Origin of the sequence: Xenorhabdus griffiniae, assembly GCF_015163655.1 — a bacterium.
Lineage (GTDB): Bacteria > Pseudomonadota > Gammaproteobacteria > Enterobacterales > Enterobacteriaceae > Xenorhabdus > Xenorhabdus griffiniae.
Genome location: NZ_JADEUF010000004.1, coordinates 1 through 25,353 on the forward strand (window position 1 = coordinate 1; position 25,353 = coordinate 25,353).

Annotated in this window: 3 protein-coding genes; all 3 read right to left on the reverse strand. The window is 47.4% G+C overall.

Annotated features, from left to right (window positions below; genetic code table 11):
• Window positions 1–174: 174 nt before the first annotated feature.
• Window positions 175–1,068: a tRNA 2-thiocytidine(32) synthetase TtcA gene (gene ttcA, locus IQ211_RS01770; protein WP_189761323.1), complete on the reverse strand. Its 894-nt coding sequence runs from the start codon at window positions 1,066–1,068 to the stop codon at window positions 175–177.
• Between the two features lie 298 nt (window positions 1,069–1,366).
• Window positions 1,367–13,093 carry a non-ribosomal peptide synthetase gene (locus IQ211_RS01775; protein ID WP_193836312.1) on the reverse strand — a complete coding sequence of 3,909 codons (11,727 nt, stop codon included), beginning with the start codon at window positions 13,091–13,093 and terminating at the stop codon, window positions 1,367–1,369.
• Window positions 13,094–13,096: 3 nt separating this feature from the next.
• The gene (locus IQ211_RS01780) at window positions 13,097–25,267 is read right to left on the reverse strand and encodes a non-ribosomal peptide synthetase (protein WP_193836313.1); all 12,171 of its coding nucleotides are present in this window, start codon (window positions 25,265–25,267) and stop codon (window positions 13,097–13,099) included.
• Window positions 25,268–25,353 lie beyond the last annotated feature (86 nt).

Below are 25,353 nucleotides of genomic sequence, written 5' to 3' on the forward strand. Positions count from 1 at the left end.
AAAACATCATACGTTACCTCAACGTCGTATTTCTTATTGAGATCAGCTAGGTAGAAAAAGGTTCAAAAAAATCCCTCGATTCAATCGAGGGATTTGTGTAGAAGAGACAGGGCTATGCCGGGGGATACTTTTTTTTGACGGAGTTTAAGCCGCCTGTACCAAGACTGTTTATTTTTAAATGTTTGTCACATCGATAAACAGTGATTCATTAATATTCGTTGACGATACCACTGCTTCGTTAAAAGCATACTCTTCCCTTTCCCCCTCACGATGCAATGGCAAGTTGACAAAATCGAAAATCGTTTTGTCTGCCAGTTGGCTTGGGCTAACATTCTGAATAGACTTAAAAATATTCTCTACCCGGCCTGGTGTTTTCTTATCCCAATCTACTAACATTGCTTTGATCGCCTGTCGCTGTAAGTTTTCTTGGGAACCACATAAGTTGCAAGGAATGATTGGGAATTTTTTGCTTTCCGCATACTCAATCAGGTCTGTTTCCCTGCAATATGCCAGCGGCCTTATAACAACATTACGGCCATCGTCAGAGCGTAATTTTGGTGGCATCGCTTTCATACGTGCGCCATGGAACATATTCAGGAACAGCGTTTCAACGATGTCATCAAGATGATGTCCCAGCGCAATTTTTGTTGCCCCGATTTTTTCTGCAAAAGAATAGAGGGTGCCGCGACGTAGTCTTGAACACAATCCGCAGGTAGTTTTGCCTTCAGGAATTTTCTCTTTAACAACAGAATAGGTATCTTTATCAACAATGTAGTATGGAATATCCAGGCTTTCAAAATATTGGGGTAAAATGTGTTCAGGGAAGCCAGGCTGTTTCTGATCAAGGTTCACTGCAACGACTTTGAATTTTATTGGTGCCGCTTTTTGCAGATTCAACAGAATATCTAACATCGCGAATGAATCTTTGCCGCCACTAATACAAGCCATTACAACATCGTTATCTTCAATCATATTGTAATCAATGATGGCATTACCAACGTTTCTCCGCAGGCGTTTCTGGAGTTTGTTGAATTCAAGTGTCTCTTTTCTCGTATCTTTTTGATTCATTGCGACTTCTCACATTGCCGATTAATTGGCTGTAGATTTTCTATACGGATCCTTTGCAGGAGGGGATTATACGGATTTTTCTTTTTGTTTGAAACATGTCTGTATCCAACCGATTTCAGCCATATATCGGGCAGTGTTATAAAAAAGCACGGTAGTGATAAGGGTGCCGCTGATGTCGGTTGGAAAAATATTCACAGTTGGTTTTATACCAATCGTCTTTCAAGTCAAAATTCATTGGGTATATATTTCTAATAATAAAGATGTAAAAAATAAGGCCAGCAATACTGGCCTTGTTCAGTTACTCTATATTGATATCATCCTTATTTGACAATGTGTTAATTATTTCCGTACTGATAATGGAAACTGAGTCAATAATATTCTCGTGATAACAATCATTAATCAACTTAATGACTAATGGATGGGTTGACCATTGTGAAATATTATTATCTGGTGTTTTGATTATCAGTCGACTCATGGTCAGTCCTGTTTCTTCTTTATGATATGGGTTTATTTTACCCGCTTTAAATAAAGTGATATTTGTATATGATAATTTTCCGCTTAAATGACAGTCCGCTATTCTAGACTCAAAAGGTATTGCTTCTAATACCTTATTGATATAAGTTTCGCTTGCTCCCATTTCCTGTAACTTTTTGACAACCTTGTTATATGCATTTGATATATCTAATTTATTTCTGAGTTCTTTTATCTCATCATTATTGATAACGGTATCTAATAGAAACAACTGAATCTCTTTTGCACCAAGTTGTTCCAATTGAAATGCAATCTCTATCGCTAATTGTCCTCCTAATGACCAGCCTAGAATACGGATAGGTTTATCAATGGAAGTTTCAGTCAAGATTAATTCCATGTAGATCTGTGCTATCTGTTGTAATGAATCGATTTTATGCTCTGTGGAAAGATTGTAATTATCGATACCGATGCAGTTATACGTATTAGATAAAGCATTTGCCAGAGGCTCATAGACTTCACTACCGCAATTAACTGCATGGATCATAAACAGTTTATTGCTTGCGGTTGATTCGGGTGTTAAGAAATTAAGTAAATTAGATGTAGCGCTACCGGTTTCCAACCATTGGGATAACAAGGAAACGCATTTGTAGCTAAATAGAATATTTAAAGGAATATCAACGTTTATTTCATTACGCATTGCTGTAGTTAATTTAATCGCTATGAGGGAATTACCACCAATGCGGAAGAAGTTATCTTCAATACTTACCCGTTCCAGACCTAAAACTTCCTGCCAAATAGCACATAACTGGGTTTCCAGTGCATTACGGGGCGCAATATAGTTGTCACTCTTACCCCATACCGGTGTTGGCAGGGCGCGGCGATCCAGCTTGCCGTTGAGGGTTAAGGGTACGGATTCGATACGGGTAAAGTTGGCGGGCAGCATATAGTCTGGCAAGCGGGTGGAAAGATACCGAACTAAGGTATCATCGGGCAGCACACCGTCGGTGACCAGATACGCCACCAGTATTTGATCCCCTTTGTGCTCATGGTCAATCACCACCGCCTGTTTAACTTGCGGATGCGTGGCAAGGGCCGTTTCAATTTCTCCCAATTCGATACGGTAGCCCCGGATCTTAACCTGAAAATCATTGCGTCCCAGATATTCCAGCTCCCCGTTCGGCCGCCAGCGGACTAAGTCGCCGGTTTTGTACAAACGGGTATAGCCACAGGCTTTATCTGCTTCTGACGCAAACGGGTTCTCAACAAAACGTTCAGCGGTGAGTTCAGGTCGGTTTAAATACCCCCGTGCCAGTCCGGCACCGCCAATATATAACTCACCCGACACACCGATAGGGGACAAGTTGTTGTGACTATCAAGGACGTAAAGACGAACATTATTGATGGATTTACCAATATTGTTGGCGATTTCCCCGGATTGGTAGTGCTTGCCGCTGGCACAAACGGTTACTTCGGTGGGGCCGTACGCATTCAGTACCTCGCAGTGATGACTGAAATAGTCAAGAAAATCTAAAGACGGGGTTTCTCCCGCGGTCACCAGTAACTGTAAAGAGGGCAATTCAGTGCCAATTAACATTTTTAATATGGCTGGAGGTAAGGTGGCTAATTCAATGCCTTCGCGCTGGATCAGTTGTGCAACAGCCGGCGCATTGCGCTCTGTTTCGCTGCACAGGTAAACCGTCAGGCCATGCAGTAAACTGACAAACAGTTCAGAAACCGAGGCATCAAAGACATAAGCCGCAAACATTAAGGCTTTTTTGCGCTTTGTGATATCAAACAGGGCTGCCTGTGCCGCCACCAGATGGGCCACATTTTTATGCTCAATCATGACGCCTTTAGGCTGCCCCGTGGTGCCTGAGGTGTAGATGATATAGGCCAGATCGGCAGGATTATTGATGGATGCCAAATTTTCCACTGACTGATCTCTGGTGAGGGTCTGGTCATCTGCCGCTACCCGTATCGGTGGCGCTGCCCGTGCCTGCGTATATTCCGTCAGTGTTGTCAGATAGCGTTGCTGGGTAAGGACACACGGGCTTTGGGTATCTTGCAGAATAAACTGCACCCGCTCCGGCGGATATGCCGGGGAAATTGGCACATAAGCGCCGCCGGCTTTGAGCACTGCCAGAATACTGATGACCATCTCCAGACTGCGGTCAAGATAGAGGGCGATGGGGGTATCTGCTGGCATGGGGGCATTTTTATTTTGCTGATAATGTTCACGAATAACCCGGGCTAACTGATTGGCCCGTTGGTTTAATTGCCGGTAGGTCAGGGTTTCCCCTTCAAATACCAGTGCCACATTATCCGGCGTCTTTTCTGCCTGTACTTCAAAGAGCTGCTGCAAGGTTTTCTCTTGCGGGTAAGGCGCATCGGTCTGGTTCCAGGTGTGCAGCAGGGTATGGCGCTCCGGGGCCGACAGGATATCAATCTCCGCCAGCGATTGTTGCGGGTCTGTCACGAAGGCGGCCAGCACCCGTTGGTAGATAGCGGCCAGTCGTGCCACGGTGGTGTCGTTAAACAGGCTGACCGCGTAATTCAGGTTGCCTGTAATAGCGGGTTGTCCCTCAGACAGAAACAGGCTCAGGTCAAATTTGGCCGGGCTGTACAGGGATTCGTCTAATGTCACCGGTTGAAACGGCAGTCTGGCTTCATCTGGCCGGTGTTCCCCAAAACGGTGTAAGCCAAACATCACCTGAAAAATCGGATGACGGGCGGGGTCACGTTCAATTGCCAGAGCGTCAAGCAGTTGTTCAAACGGCATGTCCTGATGCGCTTTGGCATCGGCAAGCAACTGATGAATTTGTTGAATCAGGGTGGCGACATTGTCTGTCAGCACAAGTTGTGCCCGCAAGACCAGAGAGTTGACAAACATCCCTATCAGCGTTTGGGTTTGGGCGTGGTGCCGGTTATCAGTCGGTGTACCCAGTACGATATCGTTTTGGCCGGATAATTTTGCCAGCGTGACATAAAAGCCACCGAGCAGCACGGTATACAGGGTGGTTTCCTGCTCTTTTGCCAGCATTCTGAGCTGGTCAGAGAGGGCGGTATCTAACGTGAAATTGAAGTCCCGTCCCTGATAACTGACCTGAGCGGGTCTGGGGGAGTCTGTTGGCAAGGTCAGGGTTTCGTAGTGGGCTAAGGTCTGTCGCCAGTAAGCGAGCTGGCGTTCACGCACATCGCCCTGTAAATATTCCCGCTGCCAGGCGGCATAGTCGCCATAGGTGATATCCAGAACGGGCAACCGGCTGTCACGGCCGGCTAACAAGGCTGGGTAAATCTCGGCCAGTTCACGCATAAAAATGTCGATGGCCCAGCCATCAATGGCGATATGGTGCCATAACATCAGGAAGTAATGTTTATCGGCCAGGGCATAGTGACAGAGGCGCAGGCCGGGTTCGGTGGTCAAATCAAATGGCGTGGCTATCTCAGTGCGTACGGTATCCAGAAGCGTGTCAATATCATCACAGGGCGCGACTGACCGGATAACCAACGGCCTGTCCAGTATTTGTTGGTAGTTCTGCCCGTCATCATGATGGGGGTATACCGTTCTTATCACAGCATGGCGCTGCGCTAATCGGTTAATGGCGGCTTCTAACACGGGCAAACAGGCGGCATTATCCAGTTGAACCAGACAGGGGATATGGTAGGCATCGGTGCCCTGTTCAAACTGCTCGATAAACAGCATTCTTTCCTGAGCAAAGGATAAGGGGGAGTGCGCCAATTCACGGTGAGGAATAACCGTATTGGCGGGTTGTCCCATCTGGTTCGCCAGGCTGGCGATGGTTTTGTGTTCAAAGAGTTGCGTCAGTGAAACCGCAAGCCCAAGGGTGTGGTGAATTGCTGCCGTCAGCTTAATCGCGGTCAGGGAATTGCCGCCGATACGGAAGAAGTTATCTTCAATCCCCACCCGCTCCAAACCTAATACTGTCTGCCAGATAGCGCATAACTGAGTTTCTAAGGCATTACGGGGCGCAATATAGTTGTCACTATTACCCCATACCGGTGTTGGCAGGGCGTGGCGGTCCAGCTTGCCGTTGAGGGTTAAGGGTATGGATTCAATACGGGTAAAACTGGCCGGCAGCATATAGTCCGGCAGGCGAAGAGAAAGGTGTGTCATTAGGGCATCATCTGATACCTCACCCGCCGTAACCAGATACGCCACCAGCACTTGATTGCCTTGATGCTTATAGTCAGTCACCACCGCCTGTTTAACTTGTGGATGGGTGGCAAGGGCCGTTTCAATTTCTCCCAATTCGATACGGTAGCCCCGGATCTTAACCTGAAAATCATTGCGCCCCAGATATTCCAGCTCCCCATTCGGCAGCCAGCAGACTAAGTCACCGGTTTTGTACAAACGGGTATAGCCCCGGGCTTTATCTGCTTCTGAGGCAAACGGATTCTCAACAAAACGTTCAGCGGTGAGTTCAGGCTGGTTTAAATACCCCCGAGCCAGTCCGGCACCGCCGATATATAACTCGCCCGTCGCGCCGATAGGAGATAAGTTACCCTGTTTGTCAACGACATACAGACGGGCGTTATTAATGGCTTGACCAATATTGCGGGCAATCTCCCCAGATTGGTAGTGCTTGCCGCTGGCACAAACGGTCACTTCGGTCGGGCCGTAAGAGTTGAATACATCGCTGTGATGGCTGAAATAGTCAAGGAAATCTAGGGATGGGGCTTCTCCCGCGGTCACCAATAACTGCAAGGAAGGGAACTCAGTGCCAATTAATAACTTCAGTATGGCAGGAGGCAGGGCGGCGATTTCAATACCTTCGCGTTGGATCAGTTGTGCAACGGCCGGCGCATTGCGCTCTGTTTCACTGCACAGATAGACCGTCAGGCCATGGAGTAAACTAGAAAACAGTTCGAAAACGGAACCATCAAAGACATAAGCCGCAAACATTAGGGCTTTTTTGCGCTTTGAGATATCAAACAGGGTTGCCTGTGCTGCCACCATATGGGCCACATTTTTATGTTCGATCATGACGCCTTTAGGCTGCCCTGTGGTACCTGAGGTGTAGATGATATAGGCCAGGTCGGTAGGTTTATTGACGGATGCCAAATTTTCTACTGACTGATCTCTGGTGAGGGTTTGGTCATCTGCCGCTATCCGTATCGGCGGCGCTGCCCGCGCCTGAGTATATTCCGCCAAGGTTGTCAGATAGCGTTGCTGGGTGAGGAGACACGGGCTTTGGGTATCTTGCAGAATAAACCGCACCCGCTCCGGCGGGTATGCCGGGGAAATCGGTACATACGCACCACCGGCTTTCAGTACCGCCAGAATACTGATGACCATCTCCAGACTGCGATCGAGGTAGAGAGCGATAGGGGTGTCTGCTGACAGAGGGGCGCAATGTGCACGAATAACCCGGGCTAACTGATTTGCCCGTTGATTTAACTGCCGGTAGGTCAGGGTTTCCCCTTCAAACACCAGTGCCACATTATCTGGCGTCCTTTCTGCCTGTACTTCAAAAAGTTGCTGTAAGGTTTTATCTTGCGGGTAAGGGGCATCGGTCTGGTTCCAGGTGTGCTGCAGGGCATAACGCTCTGCTTCACTGAGGAACAAGATGGCAGTATGAAGCTGGTGTGGATCACCGGCCACTGCGTGTAGAATGCGTTCAAGCTGATGCAGCAAGCGCTGTGCTTGTTTGTCGGTCAGCCAGTCTTCACCATAACCCAATTTAACTGTAAGACAGTTATTCTGCTCATAGGCCATTAACGACACCGGATAGTCCACTTTTTCGATGGCCTGGCGGAATATCAGGGTATTCTCAATACCTCCTTCATTTTCGTTTGCCACGGGGACGGGGTAGTTTTCAAAGACAAACAGGCTATGGAATAACCGTTCCCCGTCGGATTGCAAACTGGCAAGTGAGACGGCACTGTGGCTGTTAAGTGCAGCGATATCTTTCTGTATAGCTTGTAAAACACTAATAACACTATGGGTATTATCCCACTGCACCATTAATGGCAACGTATTAATATACAGGCCGACGCTGGATTCAATGCCGTCTACCGGTATATCGCGTCCGGATACGGTGGTGCCGACAATAGTCTGTTCATCTCCGGTGTAACTGTGCAGTAATTTATGCCAGGCAAATTGCAAGACCACGTTCAAGGTAATGCCTTGTTCACGACACATTTTCTTAATCTGCTGATATACGTTTCCCTGGACAGTAATAGTTTGCCTCGCGGGTTTTTCAATCGCTCTTATCCGAGTTAAATCAATGTGATGACTTAACAGGGCAGAAAGATTATTGGCTCCCTGAAATTGTGCTTTGCGCTTCTCCCAATAGATTTCAGATCCCGCTTTGTGTTCCAGATAATATTGCTGGGTTGCCAGATAGGCTTTATCTGCCACTATTTGGGGAACGTGTTTTTGTGCGAGTTGGTTGTAATATTCATGCACGTTTTGCAATAAAATTGGGTTACTCCAACCGTCAGTAATACTGTGATGTTGCGTGATCAGCACCGTTACCCGTTGTTCACTCTGTTTAATTAAGGTAAAGCGGATTAACCCGGGCTGACGTAAATCAAAGGGTAAGGAGCGATCATGTTGTTGGATCGCTTCAATCGCTCTGGTTTTCTCTTCTGGTAATAACTGACTGATATCCTTGATAATAAAATTCTTCGAATCAAGGCTTGCCCCTTCAGTGACAATCTGCAACATTTCTTCTTCCCAATTAAATGCTGTTCTGAGGATAGGAAAGCGCAGTGAGGTCAGAACCCAGGCCTGTTGGTAGGTGGCAAGGTCGAGTTGAGTGTGATAATCCAATAGCAGTTGCACGCGATAAGCATCATCCTGTGGTTGAGCCAGATGATGATAAATAAATCCCTGCTGCAAGCTGGTCGCTGGATACAGTGCTTCAATCTTATATGTCTGTTGAAGATGACGTAAAAGTTCGATTGAGATCCCTTCAATACCGTAGTCACTGGGCGTTTTTATTCCACCCAATTGAGCCTGTTTTTGACCTGTGGTGATGACAGAATTAAGTGCCTGCTCAAAGGCTGTGATAAATTTCTGTGTCTGAGTTTGTGATAAGGATGAACTGAGACTAAATTGCAGCCTGCCCGTTTGAATTAAGCCATTAATATTCAATAACAAATGACTATGGTTATCATCTGTCACGACGGTTCCACAGTCGTCGCTGATCAGTGACCAATTTTGCTCAGTTTCTGTGCCTAACTGCCCGAGATAATTGAAGCCAATTGTCGGTAAATCTCCCGACAGATATCCGGCCTGACGTAATGCACCATAACCGATACCTTTGTTTGGCACGGTACGCAGCATCTCTTTCGTGTGAATAATCGTCTCAGCGATATTGTCCTGCATTACCAGACGAACTGGATAAGTGGTTGTAAACCAGCCGACGGTTTCTGAAACATCCAGCGTGTTATCAATCGCTTCCCGTCCATGACCTTCAAGCATAATGTGGTTAACTGGATGTGAGAAAATAGTCTGTAATGCTAATGTGAGGGCGCTAAGCAATAAGTCGTTAATTTCAGTATGGTAACCGGCATTGGCTTCACGCAGCAGAATGTCGGTTAATTCAGCGGAAACACTCAACTTGTGTTGGCTCATTTCATGCGAAGCAGAGTAGACATGGTTTTCAGCCATGACTTGCTGCCAATAGAGAATTTCCTGTTGATGGTGTTCTGCATAGTGATGGACTGCATTAACCCATTGTCGATAGCTACTGGTTTTCGCTGGCAGCGTTTCGCCTTGCAGCAATCTGCGCATATCTTCCGCAATGATTCGCCAGGACACGACATCAATAATCAGGTGGTGAAATGCGAAGAATACGCGAGCGCTGCCATCGGCATATCCGGTCAGATGGGCGGCTTGCCACAAAGGGCCTGTGCAATAATTAAAGCCACTTTGCCATTGGGTCAGTTGTTGGTGATTCAATTCATTAAAATCACAACGCTGTAATGTGGGTAACCAGGGGGGGATTCCTGAGGGATAACACTGGCGATAACCCTGTTCGGTATTAATAAAATGAGCGCGTAGCATATCATGCCGCTCAGTCAGTGTGATCAACGCCTGTTCAATAACCGCATGACTGATACTGCCTGGCAGCCGGATCATAAATGCCTGATTCCAATGATGCGGGCTTGATAAATTCCAGTTGAAGAAATCTTGCTGGATAGGCAATAGACCAAATTCCCCATGCAATAATCCCTGTTCAGCCACCACAGATACATGGGATGAAATTTGTGTCAGCAGTTGCGCTAACTGCGTTACCGTTGGTGCTTCAAAGATCGATTTGGCCTGCAGGGAAAAACCAGCCCGTCGCAGCCTGGAAACCAGTTTGATGCTGATTATGGAATCGCCACCAATACGGAAGAAATTGTCTTCAATGCCAATTTTCTCCAGCCCTAACACTTCCCGCCAAATGGCACACAACTGGGTTTCTAAGTCATTACGGGGCGCTATATAACTGTCGCGGTTTTGCCATTTCGGCTCTGGCAGGGCGCGGCGATCCAGCTTGCCGTTGAGGGTTAAGGGTATGGATTCAATGCGGGTAAAGTTGGCAGGCAGCATATAGTCTGGCAAACGGGTAGAAAGATATCTAATCAGGGCGTCATCGGATAACGCGCTATCTGTGACCAAGTACGCGATCAGTACCTTATTTCCTTTATGCTCGTGATCAGTCACTACCGCTTGTTTGATCTGTGGGTGTGAGGTCAGGGCACTTTCAATTTCTCCCAGTTCAATGCGATAACCGCGAATTTTAACCTGGAAGTCATTGCGTCCCAGATATTCCAGCTCTCCATTCGGTAGCCAGCGGACTAAGTCGCCGGTTTTGTACAGGTGGGTATAGCCGTTGGCTTTCTCTTCTGGGGTGGCAAAGGGATTTGGCACGAAACGTTCGGCAGTGAGTTCAGGTTGATTTAAATAACCGCGTGCTAATCCGGCACCGCCGATATATAACTCGCCTGATGCACCAATGGGGGACAGGTTTCCCTGTTTGTCAAAAACATACAGACGAACGTTATTAACTGCTTTACCAATATTGCTGGCAATGTCTTCATGTTGATAGCGCTTTCCAGTCGCACAAACGGTGATTTCGGTCGGACCGTACGCATTCACCACATCACAGTGATGGCTGAAATAGTCAAGAAAATCTAAGGACGGTGATTCACCGGCCGTCACTAATAACTGTAAGGAAGGTAACTTAGTACCAACTAATAATTTCAATATAGCCGGGGGTAAGGTAACGATTTCAATACCTTCTCGCTGAATCAGTTGTGCAACTGCCGGTGCATTGCGTTCTGTTTCTCTGCACAGATAAACCGTCAGGCCATGCAGTAAACTGAGAAACAGTTCGGAAACCGAGGCATCAAAGACATAAGCCGCAAACATTAAGGCTTTTTTTCGCTTTGTGATATCAAACAGTTCTGCCTGTGCCGCCACCAGATGAGCTACATTTTTATGCTCAATCATGACGCCTTTAGGCTGTCCTGTGGTGCCTGAGGTATAGATGATATAGGCCAAATCAGTAGGTTTATTGACCGGAACCAAATTTTCCCCGGACTGATCCCTGATGACTATTTGGTCATCTGCCGCTATCGATATCGGTGATCCCGCGAGTGTTGTCAGATGTCGTTTTTGGGTGAGTACGCACCGGCTTCCGGTATCTTGCAGAATAAACTGCACCCGTTCCGGGGGATATTCGGGGGATATAGGCACATAAGCGCCGCCGGCTTTCAGCACGGCTAAGATACTAATCACCATTTCCAGACTGCGGTCAAGGTAGAGGGCGATGGGGGTGTCTGCTTGCAAAGGGGCATCATTGTACTGCTGAAAACGGTCACGAATAACCCGGGCTAACTGATTGGCCTGTTGATTTAATTGCCGGTAGGTCAGCGTTTCCCCTTCAAATACCAGTGCCACATTATCCGGTGTCTTTTCAGCCTGTACTTCAAAGCGTTGCTGTAAGGTTTTATCTTGCGGGTAAGGCGCATCAGTCTGATTCCAGGTGTGCAGTAGGGTATGACGCTCTTCTTCACTAAGGAACAAGATAGAAGTATGAAGCTGGTGTGGATCACAGGCTACAACGTGTAGAATGCGTTCAAGCTGATAAAGTAAGCGTTGCGCTTGTTTATCTGTCAGCCAGTCTTCACCGTAGCCTAACTTGACGATCAGGCTGTTATCCTGTTCATAAGCCTTCAGCGATACCGGATAATCCACTTTTTCGAAGGCCTGGCGGAATGTCAGGGTGTTTTCAATGCCGCCCTCGTTTTCGTTCACTACAGGATCAGGATAGTTTTCAAAAACCAGCAGGCTGTGGAATAACCGTTTCCCATCGGATTGTAAGCCGGCAAGCGATATCGCACTGTGGCTGTTGAGTGCGGCGATATCCAGTTGTATCTCTTGCAATATAGTGGCTACGCTGTCAGCCTGGTTCCATTGCACTGTTAACGGTAACGTATTGATATACAAGCCAACACTAGACTCAACACCCTCTACCGGTACATCGCGCCCGGATACAGTAGTACCGACAATGGTCTGTTCATCTCCGGTGTAACTGTGCAGTAATTTATGCCAGGCAAATTGCAGTACCACATTCAGGGTAACACCTTGCATTCGGCACATACCCTTAAGTTGCATATAGGCGTCTCCTCGCACAGTAAGCGCTTGTTCGGCTGGCTTTTCAACGGTTTTTATCTGCGTTAAATCAACATACTGACTTAGCAGAGCAGAAAGATCGTTGGCTCCCTGAAAGTGAGCTTTGCGCTGCGCCCAATATGCATCTGTTTCAACTTTATGATCCAGATGATATTGCTGGGTTGCCAGATAAGCCTGTTCTACGACGACCTGCGGTACTTGTCCCTTTATCAGTTGATTGTAATATTCATGTACAGCCTGTAATAAAATCGAGTTACTCCAGCCATCGGCAATACAGTGATGTTGGGTGATCAGCACGGTTACCCGTTGTTCATTTTGTTTGATGAAAGTGAAGCGGATTAATCCAGGCTGGCTTAAATCAAAAGGCAAGGTACGGTCATGTTGTTGGATTGCTTCAATCGCCTTGTTTCGCTCTGTCTCTGGTAATTGGCTGATATCTTTACTCTTGAAATGTGCCGAATGAATACTGGCACCTGCAGTGACAATCTGCAAAATTTCCCCTTCCCAATCAAATGCGGTTCTGAGGATAGGGAAACGCAGGGAGGCCAGCGACCAGGCTTGTTGATAGGCGGTAAAGTCGATATTGGTGTGATAATCCAACAGTAACTGCATACGATAGGCATCATCCTGTGGTTGAGTCAGATGATGATAAATAAACCCCTGTTGTAAACTGGTGGCAGGAAATATCACTTCAATGCCATTAAAGGTAAAACGTTTGAAATCCTCTTCGGAGAAAATGTTCTCTTCATTTAAGAAAATTAATATGTTTTCCCTTTTCTTCTTAACCTTATCAATAAGCTGGACAGGGGGTGTTTCCCCTGTAAATGCCAGTTTTAATTTATTCTCACAAGCCCATATCGATACATGATTTTTTTTAAGTTCTTTAAATAGCATCAACATTTTTTACACGTCCAAGATGGTTTTCTTTTCTGGATAGAGAGGTGAATTTTCGTTATCCACATAGTCAAAACGATGAGTAAGCTGGTTGAGCTGCTCAATTGAAACGCCTTTAATTCCGTAATCGCTGGGCGTTTTTATTCCTCCCGCATGGGCCTGTTTTTGACTTTCGCTGATAACATTATTGAGTGCTTGCTCAAATGCCGTGATAAATACCGCTGTCTGAGCGTGTGGCAAGCGGGAGTCCACACTAAATTGCAGTTTTCCCGTCTGAACTGCGCCATTGATATTCAGCAATAAAGCGTTGTGATCCCCGCTGGCTATCACTGCGCCACAATTATCGCTACTCAGTGACCAGTCTTGATGGCAACCTCCGCCTAACTGACCGAGATAATTGAAGCTGATGGCCGGTAAATCTCCTGACAAATAGCCAGCCTGACGTAACGCGCCATAACCAATACCTTTGTTTGGTACGGCGCGAAGCATCTCTTTGATGTGAATAATGGTTTCTGCAATAGTGGTCTGCATTTCCAGCCGAACAGGGTACTGTGTTGTAAACCAGCCGACGGTTTCGGCAAGATCTAGCGTGTTATCGATGGCTTCCCGTCCATGCCCTTCCAGAACGATGTGGTTTACTGTTCGGGAGAAAGTCTCCTGTAATGCCAAGGTTAGGGCGCTCAATAATAAGTCGTTAATTTCAGTGGAATAACCGGCGTTGGCTTCATGCAGCAGGATATCGGTCATCTCGGCAGAGATATCTAATTGGTGATAAGTGGTTGTACCCAGTGCAGGATGTATGCCGTTGCCTGTTATGACTTGTTGCCAGTAGGACACTTCATCTTGATGCTGTTGTGCATAATGATGGACTGCGGCCACCCACTGCCGATAACTGCTGGTTTTCGGTGGTAAGGTCATGCCTTGCAATAACAAACGCATATCTTCGGTAATAATTCGCCAGGATACAGCGTCAATGATCAGGTGGTGGAATGCGAAGAATAATCGGGCGCTGCCATCGGTGTATCCAGTCAGATGAGCGGATTGCCATAAGGGGCCGTTACTGTAATCAAATCCACTTTGCCATTGGGTGAGTTGTTGGTGTAATTCCGTTTCTGTAAGTTCACTGATATTACAGTGCTGTAATGCAGACAACCAGGGGGGCATTTCCGGCGAATAGCACTGACGGTAGCCGTTTTCAGTATATATAAAATGGACACGTAATATGTCGTGCCGCTCAGTCAGTGCGATCAGCGCCTGTTCAATAGCAGTATGACTGATATTGCCTGGTAGTCGGATCATAAATGCCTGATTCCAATGGTGTGGGTTTGGCAGATTGAGGTCAAAGAAACTTTGCTGGATAGGCAATAAATCAAACTCTCCGCTTAGTAACCCTTGTTCAGCACTGGCTTTTACTGTGTGTGATATCAGTGTTGGCAGTTGGGCTAATCGAGCCACCGTTGGTGCTTCAAATATTGATTTGACCTGGAGATAAAAGCCCGCCTGACGCAGTTTGGAAACTAGCTGGATACTGACTATGGAGTCACCGCCGATACGGAAGAAGTTATCTTCAATGCCAATTCTTTCCAGCCCCAACACCTCTTGCCAGATGGCACACAACTGAGTTTCTAAGGCATTACGGGGCGCTATATAGTTGTCACTATTGCCCCATACCGGTGTTGGCAGGGTGCGGCGATCCAGCTTGCCGTTGAGGGTTAAGGGTACGGATTCGATACGGGTAAAGTTGGCGGGCAGCATATAGTCTGGCAAGCGGGTGGAAAGATACCGAACTAAGGTATCATCGGGCAGCATACCGTCGGTGACCAGATACGCCACTAGCACTTGATTGCCTTGATGCTTATAGTCAGTCACCACCGCCTGTTTAACTTGCGGATGGGTAGCAAGGGCCGTTTCAATTTCTCCCAATTCGATACGGTAGCCGCGGATCTTAACCTGAAAATCATTGCGTCCCAGATATTCAAGCTCCCCATTCGGTCGCCAGCGGGCCAAGTCACCGGTTTTGTACAAACGGGTATAGCCCCGGGTTTTATCTGCTTCTGACGCAAACGGGTTCTCAACAAAACGTTCAGCGGTGAGTTCAGGTCGGTTTAAATACCCCCGTGCCAGTCCGGCACCGCCAATATATAACTCACCCGACACACCGATAGGGGACAAGTTGTTGTGACTATCAAGGACGTAAAGACGAACATTATTGATGGATTTACCAATATTGTTGGCGATTTCCCCGGATTGGTAGTGCTTGCCGCTGGCACAAACGGTTACTTCGGTGGGGCCGTACGCATTCAGTACCTCGCAGTGATGACTGAAATAGTCAAGAAAATCTAAAGACGGGGTTTCTCCCGCGGTCACCAGTAACTGTAAAGAGGGCAATTCAGTGCCAATTAATACTTTTAATATGGCTGGGGGTAAGGTGGCTAATTCAATGCCTTCGCGCTGGATCAGTTGTGCAATGGCCGGCGCATTGCGCTCTGTTTCGCTGCACAGATAGACTGTCAGGCCATGCAGTAAACTAACAAACAGTTCAGAAACCGAGGCATCAAAGACGTAAGCCGCAAACATTAAGGCTTTTTTGTGCTTTGTGATATCAAACAGGGCTGCCTGTGCCGCCACCAGATGGGCCACATTTTTATGCTCGATCATGACGCCTTTTGGCTGCCCCGTGGTGCCTGAGGTGTAGATGATATAGGCCAGGTCGGCAGGATTATTGACGGATGCCAAATTTTCCACTGACTGATCTCTGGTGATAGTTTGGTCATCTGCCGCTATCCGTATCGGCGGCGCTGCCCGTGCCTGAGTATATTCCGCCAGTGTTGTCAGATAGCGTTGCTGGGTGAGGACACACGGGCTTTGGGTATCTTGCAGAATAAACTGCACCCGCTCCGGCGGATATGCCGGGGAAATCGGCACATAAGCGCCGCCGGCTTTCAGTACCGCCAGAATACTGATGACCATCTCCAGACTGCGGTCGAGATAGAGGGCGATGGGGGCATTTTTATGTTGCTGACAATGTTCACGAATAACCCGGGTTAACTGATTGGCCCGTTGGTTTAATTGCCGGTAGGTCAGGGTTTCCCCTTCAAATACCAGTGCCACATTATCCGGCGTTTTTTCTGCCTGTACTTCAAAGAGCTGCTGCAAGGTTTTCTCTTGCGGGTAAGGCGCATCGGTCTGGTTCCAGGTGTGCAGCAGGGTATGGCGCTCCGAGGCCGACAGGATATCAATCCCCGCCAGCGATTGTTGCGGGTCTGTCACGAAGGCGGCCAGCACCCGTTGGTAGATAGCGGCCAGCCGTGCCATGGTGGTGTCGTTAAACAGGCTGACCGCGTAATTCAGGTTGCCTGTAATAGCGGGTTGTCCCTCAGACAGAAACAGGCTCAGGTCAAATTTGGCCGGGCTGTACAGGGATTCGTCTAATGTCACCGGTTGAAACGGCAGTCTGGCTTCATCTGGCCGGTGTTCCCCAAAACGGTGTAAGCCAAACATCACCTGAAAAATCGGATGACGGGCGGGGTCACGTTCAATTGCCAGAGCGTCAAGCAGTTGTTCAAACGGCATGTCCTGATGCGCTTTGGCATCGGCAAGCAACTGATGAATTTGTTGAATCAGAGTGGCGACATTGTCTGTCAGCACAAGTTGAGCCCGCAAGACCAGAGAGTTGACAAACATCCCTATCAGCGTTTGGGTTTGGGCGTGGTGTCGGTTATCAGTTGGTGTGCCCAGTACGATATCGTTTTGGCCTGATAATTTTGCCAGCGTGACATAAAAGCCACCGAGCAGCACGGTATACAGGGTAGTTTCCTGCTCTTTTGCCAGCATTCTGAGCTGGTCAGAAAGGGCGGTATCTAACGTGAAATTGAAGTCCCGTCCCTGATAACTGACCTGAGCGGGTCTGGGGGAGTCTGTTGGCAAGGTCAGGGTTTCGTAGTGGGCTAAGGTCTGTCGCCAGTAAGCGAGCTGGCGTTCACGCACATCGCCCTGTAAATATTCCCGCTGCCAGGCGGCATAGTCGCCATAGGTGATATCCAGAACGGGCAACCGGCTGTCACGGCCGGCTAACAAGGCTGGGTAAATCTCGGCCAGTTCACGCATAAAAATGTCGATGGCCCAGCCATCAATGGCGATATGGTGCCATAACATCAGGAAGTAATGTTTATCGGCCAGGGCATAGTGACAGAGGCGCAGGCCGGGTTCGGTGGTCAAATCAAATGGCGTGGCTATCTCAGTGCGTACGGTATCCAGAAGCGTGTCAATATCATCACAGGGCGCGACTGACCGGATAACCAACGGCCTGTCCAGTATTTGTTGGTAGTTCTGTCCGTCATCATGATGGGGATATACCGTTCTTATTACGGCATGGCGCTGCGCTAATCGGTTAATGGCGGTTTCTAACACGGGCAGACAGGCGACATTATCCAGTTGAACCAGACAGGGAATATGGTAGGCATCGGTACCCTGTTCAAACTGCTCGATAAACAGCATTCTTTCCTGAGCAAACGATAAGGGGTAGTGCGCCAATTCGCGGTGAGGAATAACCGTATTGGCGGGTTGTCCCATCTGGTTCGTCAGGCTGGCGATGGTTTTGTGTTCAAAGAGTTGCGTCAGTGAAACCGCAAGCCCAAGGGTGTGGTGAATCGCTGCCGTCAGCTTAATCGCAGTCAGGGAATTACCGCCGATACGGAAGAAGTTATCTTCAATCCCAATTCTCTCCAGCCCCAATACCTCCTGCCAGATAGCGCATAACTGAGTTTCTAAGGCATTACGGGGCGCGAGATAACTGTCGCGATTACCCCATACCGGCGCTGGCAGGGCGTGGCGGTCCAGTTTACCGTTGAGGGTTAAGGGTATGGATTCAATACGGGTAAAACTGGCCGGCAGCATATAGTCTGGCAGGCGAGACGATAAATATTTTATCAGGGTGTCATTGGACAACCCGCCATCGGTGACCAGATACGCCACCAGCACTTGATTGCCCTGATGCTTATGGTCAGTCATCACCGCCTGTTTAACTTGCGGATGCGAGGCAAGGGCCGTTTCAATTTCTCCCAATTCGATACGGTAGCCCCGGATCTTAACCTGAAAATCATTGCGCCCCAGATATTCCAGCTCCCCGTTCGGCAGCCAGCGAACTAAATCACCGGTTTTGTACAAACGGGTATAGCCACGGGTTTTATCTGCTTCTGAGGCAAACGGATTCTCAACAAAACGTTCAGCGGTGAGTTCAGGCCGGTTTAAATACCCCCGTGCCAGTCCGGCACCGCCGATATATAACTCACCCGTCGCGCCGATAGGGGACAAGTTGTTGTGACTATCAAGGACATAAAGACGGACATTATTGATGGCTTTGCCAATATTGCGGGCAATCGCCCCGGATTGGTAGTGCTTGCCGCTGGCACAAACGGTCACTTCGGTAGGACCGTAAGCATTCAGTACATCGCTGTGATGGCTGAAATAGTCAAGGAAATCTAGGGATGGGGCTTCTCCCGCGGTCACCAATAACTGCAAGGTGGGTAACTCAGTGCCAATTAATACTTTCAGCATGGCTGGGGGTAAGGTGGCTAATTCAACGCCTTCGCGCTGGATCAGTTGTGCAACGGCCGGCGCATTGCGCTCTGTTTCACTGCACAGATAGACCGTCAGGCCATGCAGTAAACTGACAAACAGTTCGGAAACCGAGGCATCAAAGACATAAGCCGCAAACATTAGGGCTTTTTTGCGCTTTGTGATATCAAACAGGGCTGCCTGTGCCGCCACCATATGGGCCACATTTTTATGTTCGATCATGACGCCTTTAGGCTGCCCTGTGGTGCCTGAGGTGTAGATGATATAGGCCAGATCGGTAGGGTTATTGACTATAGCCAGATTTTCTACAGGCTGGTTTATCGTGATGGTCCGGTCATCTGCCGCTATCCGTATCGGCGGCTCTGCCTGAGTATATTCCGCCAAGGTTGTCAGATACCGTTGCTGGGTGAGGAGACACGGGCTTTGGGTATCTTGCAGAATAAACTGCACCCGCTCCGGCGGGTATTCAGGGGAAATCGGTACATACGCACCACCGGCTTTCAGTACCGCCAGAATACTGATGACCATCTCCAGACTGCGGTCAAGATAGAGGGCGATGGGAGTGTCTGCTGACAAAGGGGCATTTTTATGTTGCTGATAATGTTCACGAATAACCCGGGCTAACTGATTGGCCCGTTGATTTAACTGCCTGTAGGTTAAGGTTTCTCCTTCAAACACCAGTGCCACATTATCTGGCGTCCTTTCTGCCTGTACTTCAAAGCGTTGCTGTAAGGTTTTATCTTGTGGGTAAGGCGCATCGGTCTGGTTCCAGATGTGCAGTAAGGTATAACGCTCTGCTTCACTGAGAAACAAGATGGCGGTATGAAGCTGGTGTGGATCACCGGACACAGCATGTAGAATGCGTTCAAACTGATGCAACAAGCGCTGTGCTTGTTTGTCGGTCAGCCAGTCTTCACCATAACTCAATTTAACCGTAAGACAGTTATTCTGCTCATAGGCCATCAGTGATAATGGATAATCGGTTTTTTCTATGGATTGGCGGAATATCAGGGTGTTTTCAAGAGCGGCCTTATTTTCGCTTGCCACGGGGATAGGGTAGTTTTCAAAGACAAACAGGCTATGGAATAACCGTTCCCCGTTAGATTGCAAACTGGCAAGTGAGACGGCACTGTGGCTGTTAAGTGCAGCGATATCTTTCTGTATAGCTTGTAACACGCTAATAACACTGCGGTTATTATCCCACTGCACCATTAATGGTAAGGTATTAATATACAGGCCGACGCTGGATTCAATACCGTCTACCGGTACATCGCGCCCGGATACGGTGGTGCCAACAATGGTCTGCTCATCTCCAGTGTAACTGTGCAGTAATTTATGCCAGGCAAATTGCAAGACCACGTTCAGGGTAATACCTTGTGTCCGGCACATATCTCTAAGCTGCGCATAATCGCTCCCCTGCACAGTGAGTGCCTGTTCAGCCGGTTTTTCGATGGTTTTTATCTGCGTCAAGTTAACATGACGATTTAATAGGTTTGACAGATCATTAGTTGCCTGGAAATGTGTTTTACGTTCCGCCCAATACCGCTCAGATTCGGCCAGATGCCCCAGATAATATTGCTGGGTTGCCAGATAAGCTTTCTCCACTACGATCTGAGGCATTTGCCCTTGCACCAGCATGTCGTAATACCCGTGCACAGTTTGTAATAAAATCGGACCACTCCAGCCATCAGTAATCGTGTGGTGTTGGGTTATCAGCACCGTTACCAGTTGTTCATTCTGTTTAATTAGGGTAAAGCGGATTAAACCAGGCTGACGTAAATTAAAAGGCAGAGTACGGTCATGTTGTTGAATTGTTTCAATTGCCTTGTTTCGTTCTTCTGCGGGTAAGTGGCTGATATCTTTGCTCTCGAAGTTAGCCGGACTAATACTGGCACCCGTAGTTACAATCTGCAAAATTTCCCCTTCCCAATCAAATGCTGTTCTGAGGATGGGGAAGCGCAGTGAAGCCAGAGACCAGGCTTGCTGATAGGCGGCAGGGTTGAGTGCGGTGTGATAATCCAGCAACAATTGCACACGATAGGCATCATCTTGTGGTTGAGCCAGATGATGATAAATAAATCCCTGCTGCAAGCTGGTTGCGGGATACAGAGTTTCCATCTGATAGTTTTGTTGCAAGCGCTTTAAGCGTTCGATTGAAACTGCTTTAAATTCATAATCACTGGGTGTTTTCACACTACCTAATTGGGCCTGTTTTTGGCCGGCGGCGATGACACTATTGAGTGCTTGCTCAAAGGCTGTGATAAATATGTGTGTTTGGGTTGACGGTAAACGAGACAATACACTGAATTGCAGCTTTCCTGCCTGAACTGCGCCATTGATATCTAGCAGTAAATGGCTTATGTTCTCGCTGGCAATCATTGAACCACACTCTTCATTGGTCAGCGCCCAATCCTGATGGTTCTCACCGCCCAATTGACCAAGGTAGTTAAAACTGATGGCTGGTAAATCCTCTGACAAGTATCCAACCTGACGTAGCGCCCCATAACCGATACCTTTGTTTGGCACGGCACGCAGCATCTCTTTCGTGTGAATAATCGTCTCAGCGATATTGTCCTGCGTTACCAGACGAACAGGATAGGTGGTTGTAAACCAGCCCACAGTTTCGGAGATATCCACAGCACTGTCGATGGCTTCCCGCCCATGCCCCTCAAGAGTAATGAAGTTCACCGCACGGGAGAACGTTGTCTGCAATGCCAGAGTGAGAGCACTAAGCAGCAAGTCGTTAATTTCCGTGTGATAACCTAGATTAGCCTCATGTAGCAGAGTATTTGTCAGTTCAGTTGATAAACTCAATTGATGCGTGTTGAGTTCTCCCATCAGCGGGTAAGTTTTTTCACCTGCCATGACTCCCTGCCAGTAGGGCACTTCATCTTGATGCTGTATGGCATAGTGATAGACAGCAGCAACCCATTGCCGGTAACTGCTGGTTTTCGCTGGCAGCGCTGTTCCCTGTAGCAGCAGGCGTATATCTTCCACAATAATCCGCCAGGACACGACATCAATAATCAAGTGATGAAATGCGAAGAATAAGCGGGCGCTGCCATCGGTATATCCGGTCAGATGAGCGGCTTGCCACAAAGGGCCAGTGCGATAATTAAAGCCACTTTGCCATTGTGTCAGCTGTTGATGATTTAATTCATTGAAATCACAATGCTGTAATGTGGGTAACCAGGGGGGTATTTCTGCGGAGTAGCACTGACGATAACCCTGTTCAGTTTTAACAAAATGGACGCGTAACATATCATGTCGCTCAGTCAGTGCGATCAGCGCCTGTTCAATCGCCGCGTGACTGATATTGCCTGGCAGCTGGATCATAAATGCCTGATTCCAATGGTGCGGGCATGTCAGGTTCAGGTTGAAGAAATCTTGCTGGATAGGCAATAAACCAAATTCCCCATGTAATAATCCCTGTTCAGCCACTACAGATACATGGGATGAAGTTTGTGTCAGCAATTGCGCCAACCGCGCTACCGTTGGTGCTTCAAAAATCGCTTTGGCTTGCAGGGAGAAACCGATTTGCCGCAGTTTGGAGACTAACTGGATGCTGACAATCGAGTCGCCACCGATACGGAAGAAATTATCCTCAATACCGATCCGTTCTAATCCTAAAACGTCTTGCCAGAGCATACACAATTGGGTTTCCAACTCAGTGCGTGGCGCTATATAACGATCCCGATCTTCCCATACCGGTGCTGGCAAAGCATGGCGGTCGAGTTTGCCGTTGATAGTCAAGGGGATGGCATCAATGCGGGTAAAACTGGCGGGTATCATATACTCCGGCAGGTGGGTTAAAAGATGCGCTATCAAAGTGTTATTGGTCAAGGCTTCGTCTGTGACCAGATAAGCCGCCAGTGCTTTATGGCCTGCATGATTTCGGTCGATCACCACTGCCTGTTTCACTTGCGGATGAGAGGATAAAGTAGTTTCGATTTCACCCAGTTCAATGCGGTAACCACGAATTTTGACCTGAAAATCATGGCGTCCCAGATATTCCAGGTTACCGTCTGGCAGCCAGCGTACCCGATCACCGGTTTTGTACAAACGAGTATAACCACGGGCGTTATCTTCATCTGTGGCAAACGGATTTTCCACAAAATGCTCGGCAGTCAGATCTGGACGATTACGATATCCCCGCGCCAGCCCTGCACCGCCGATATACAACTCTCCAGGGGCGCCAATGGGAGACAGTTTTCCATGATGGTTAAGGACATACAGGCGGGTGTTGTTATGAGCCTTGCCAATCGGAATAATGCCACCAATCTCATTGGTTACCTCAAAGTGAGTGACATCATTTGTCGTTTCTGTGGGGCCATAGAGGTTAATTAAAGTGCTTGAATGACTATTTATAAATCTAAACGCGTTGACATGGGACATCGTCAGCGTTTCCCCGCCACACAGAACGTAACGGATAGTGCGGGGTAATTGCTGTCCTAAGTCCCGTACTGTCTGGCAGAAAGCGCCTAACATGGACGGGACGAATTGCACCACCGTTACGCCAGTTTTCTCTATCAGCTGATATAAGTCCTCCGGCTGTTTATGGGTATCCGGTGAGGGCAGTACGATAGTGCCACCAAAACAGTTAGCTGCAATTAACTCCCAGACTGAAGCGTCAAAGGTATAAGGGATTTGTTGCAGGACCTTATCCGAGGCACTTAGTGGGTATTGGGATTGCATCCAACATAAATGATTGATGACGTTTCGGTGGGTCAACTCAACGCCTTTCGGCTGTCCGGTTGTCCCGGAGGTGTAGATAATGTAGGCCAAATCAGAACTTTTGTTCACTGGCACTAAATTTTCTACTGACTGGCCTTGGGTGACTGTTCGGTCATCTGCGGCTATCAGCGTCGGCTGAATTGGCAACGCGTAAGTATGCTGCTCTAGTGTTGTCAGATAGCGTTGTTGGGTGAGTACACATGGGCTTCCGGTATCTTCCAAAATAAACTGGACTCGCTCCGGTGGATATTCAGGGGAGATCGGTACATAAGCGCCACCGGCTTTCAGTACCGCCAGAATACTGACTACCATCTCCAGACTGCGATCGAGGTAGAGAGCGATGGGGGTATCTGCTTGCATCGGTGTATTGCATTGCCGCTGAATGACAACGGCGAGCTGGTTTGCCTGTTCGTTGAGCTGACGGTAGGTCAGAGTTCTCTCTTCAAACACCAGCGCCACGTTATTCGGTGTTCTTGCTGCCTGTGCCTCAAACAGTTGCTGTAGGATCTTATCCTGCGGGTAAGATGCATCAGTTTGATTCCAACTGTGCAGCAGGGTATGACGCTCCTGTTCTAATAAAATAGGTAATTCATGGACGAATAAAGAAGGCGTGTTAAGCAAAGCAATCAATACATTCTGCAGTCGCACAAGTAGTTGTTTTACATCTTGATCACTAAAATATTCCTGTAAATAATCTATCGCTATTGTTAGCTCCTGATCATATCCAAAGTCTTGCAAGCGAAAAACGATAGGGTCAGTGTTAAACCCGCCATCTACAATATAATGCTGCGCTTGGTTGATTTCAGATGCTGATGCTGAAAGCCTTTCATAGAAGATAAATATATTCGGTAAAGCAATGCCCTGGTTATTAGCCATGCGAATCAAGTGAGAGCGAGGAAATTGGCTGTGGTGGTAGCTCTCTTTTAGCGCTAGTTCGATTAGCTTAATCTGTTCGGTGACACGGATTGTGTGAGAAACATGGCAATGTACCGGATAAATATTGGTTTGCATCCCTACGACATATTTCTCTGATTTTGTCCTTCTGCCATGAGTAATGGTATTAAATGTTAATTCCTGTTGCCCTGTCAGTTCTGACATCATCATAATGACTAAGCTCGAAAAGACAGCAAGAAAGTTCGTTTTATTTTTTTCGCAAAAGGCAAGCAAATCAGCTTTAATTGAAAGCGGTAATGCCAACGTATCATTACGAGAACCCTTATTTTGATAACAAGGGGTTAATTGATGTATATCGTTTTTTGTTAAAAAATCGCCCCAGTATTTTTTGTCTTTTTCGTAACAAGAGGAAGTCAGATATTCTTCTGCTTTTTCTATCGTATCTAAATATTGTGGAATTTCTGTTAACCAGGTGGTTGAAGTTTTATTTTTCAGACATGCATATAACTTATGAGCATATTCATGGAACCGAAATAAACCAACCCCATCCATCATAATATGATGGAACTTAGTGAAGAAGTAATATTTCTCGTTGGTAATACGAAGCAATGCGGCCTGATATAAGGACTCGTTTGGAAAGTTAATGGGGATATTTATCTGTTGCTGCATCCAAAGTTTTGCTTTTTTTTCAGGATCAGGTTGCATTGTAAAATCATGGAATATGACTAATTCAGTCTCACTCTGATTCTGAACATATTGGGTTGCTTCATTATCTGAATTAATGGATATGCGTAACCTCAGCGTATCAATATGTTGATATAGCAATCGCCAGGCTTGTTGCAGGATGGCTATATCAACTTCACCTTCCATCAAGGTATACCAACCCAGGTTATGTAATGGGCTGTTTTCGTGAAAAGTTTGCTCATAAAACACATCCTCTTGAGCAGGATGAAGGTGATATAAGTTCGAATTCAACGAACCTTCAAGTGTTCTCATAGTCAATTATACGAATGCATTCCGTTTACAAGTTATTTGTCATTCATGATACAAATGAGTAGATT

Bases quoted from the DNA above. Each gene is read 5' to 3' on its own strand.
- IQ211_RS01775 (WP_193836312.1), bottom strand. From the start codon at position 13,093: ATGTTGATGCTATTTAAAGAACTTAAAAAAAATCATGTATCGATATGG.
- ttcA (WP_189761323.1), bottom strand. From the start codon at position 1,068: ATGAATCAAAAAGATACGAGAAAAGAGACACTTGAATTCAACAAACTC.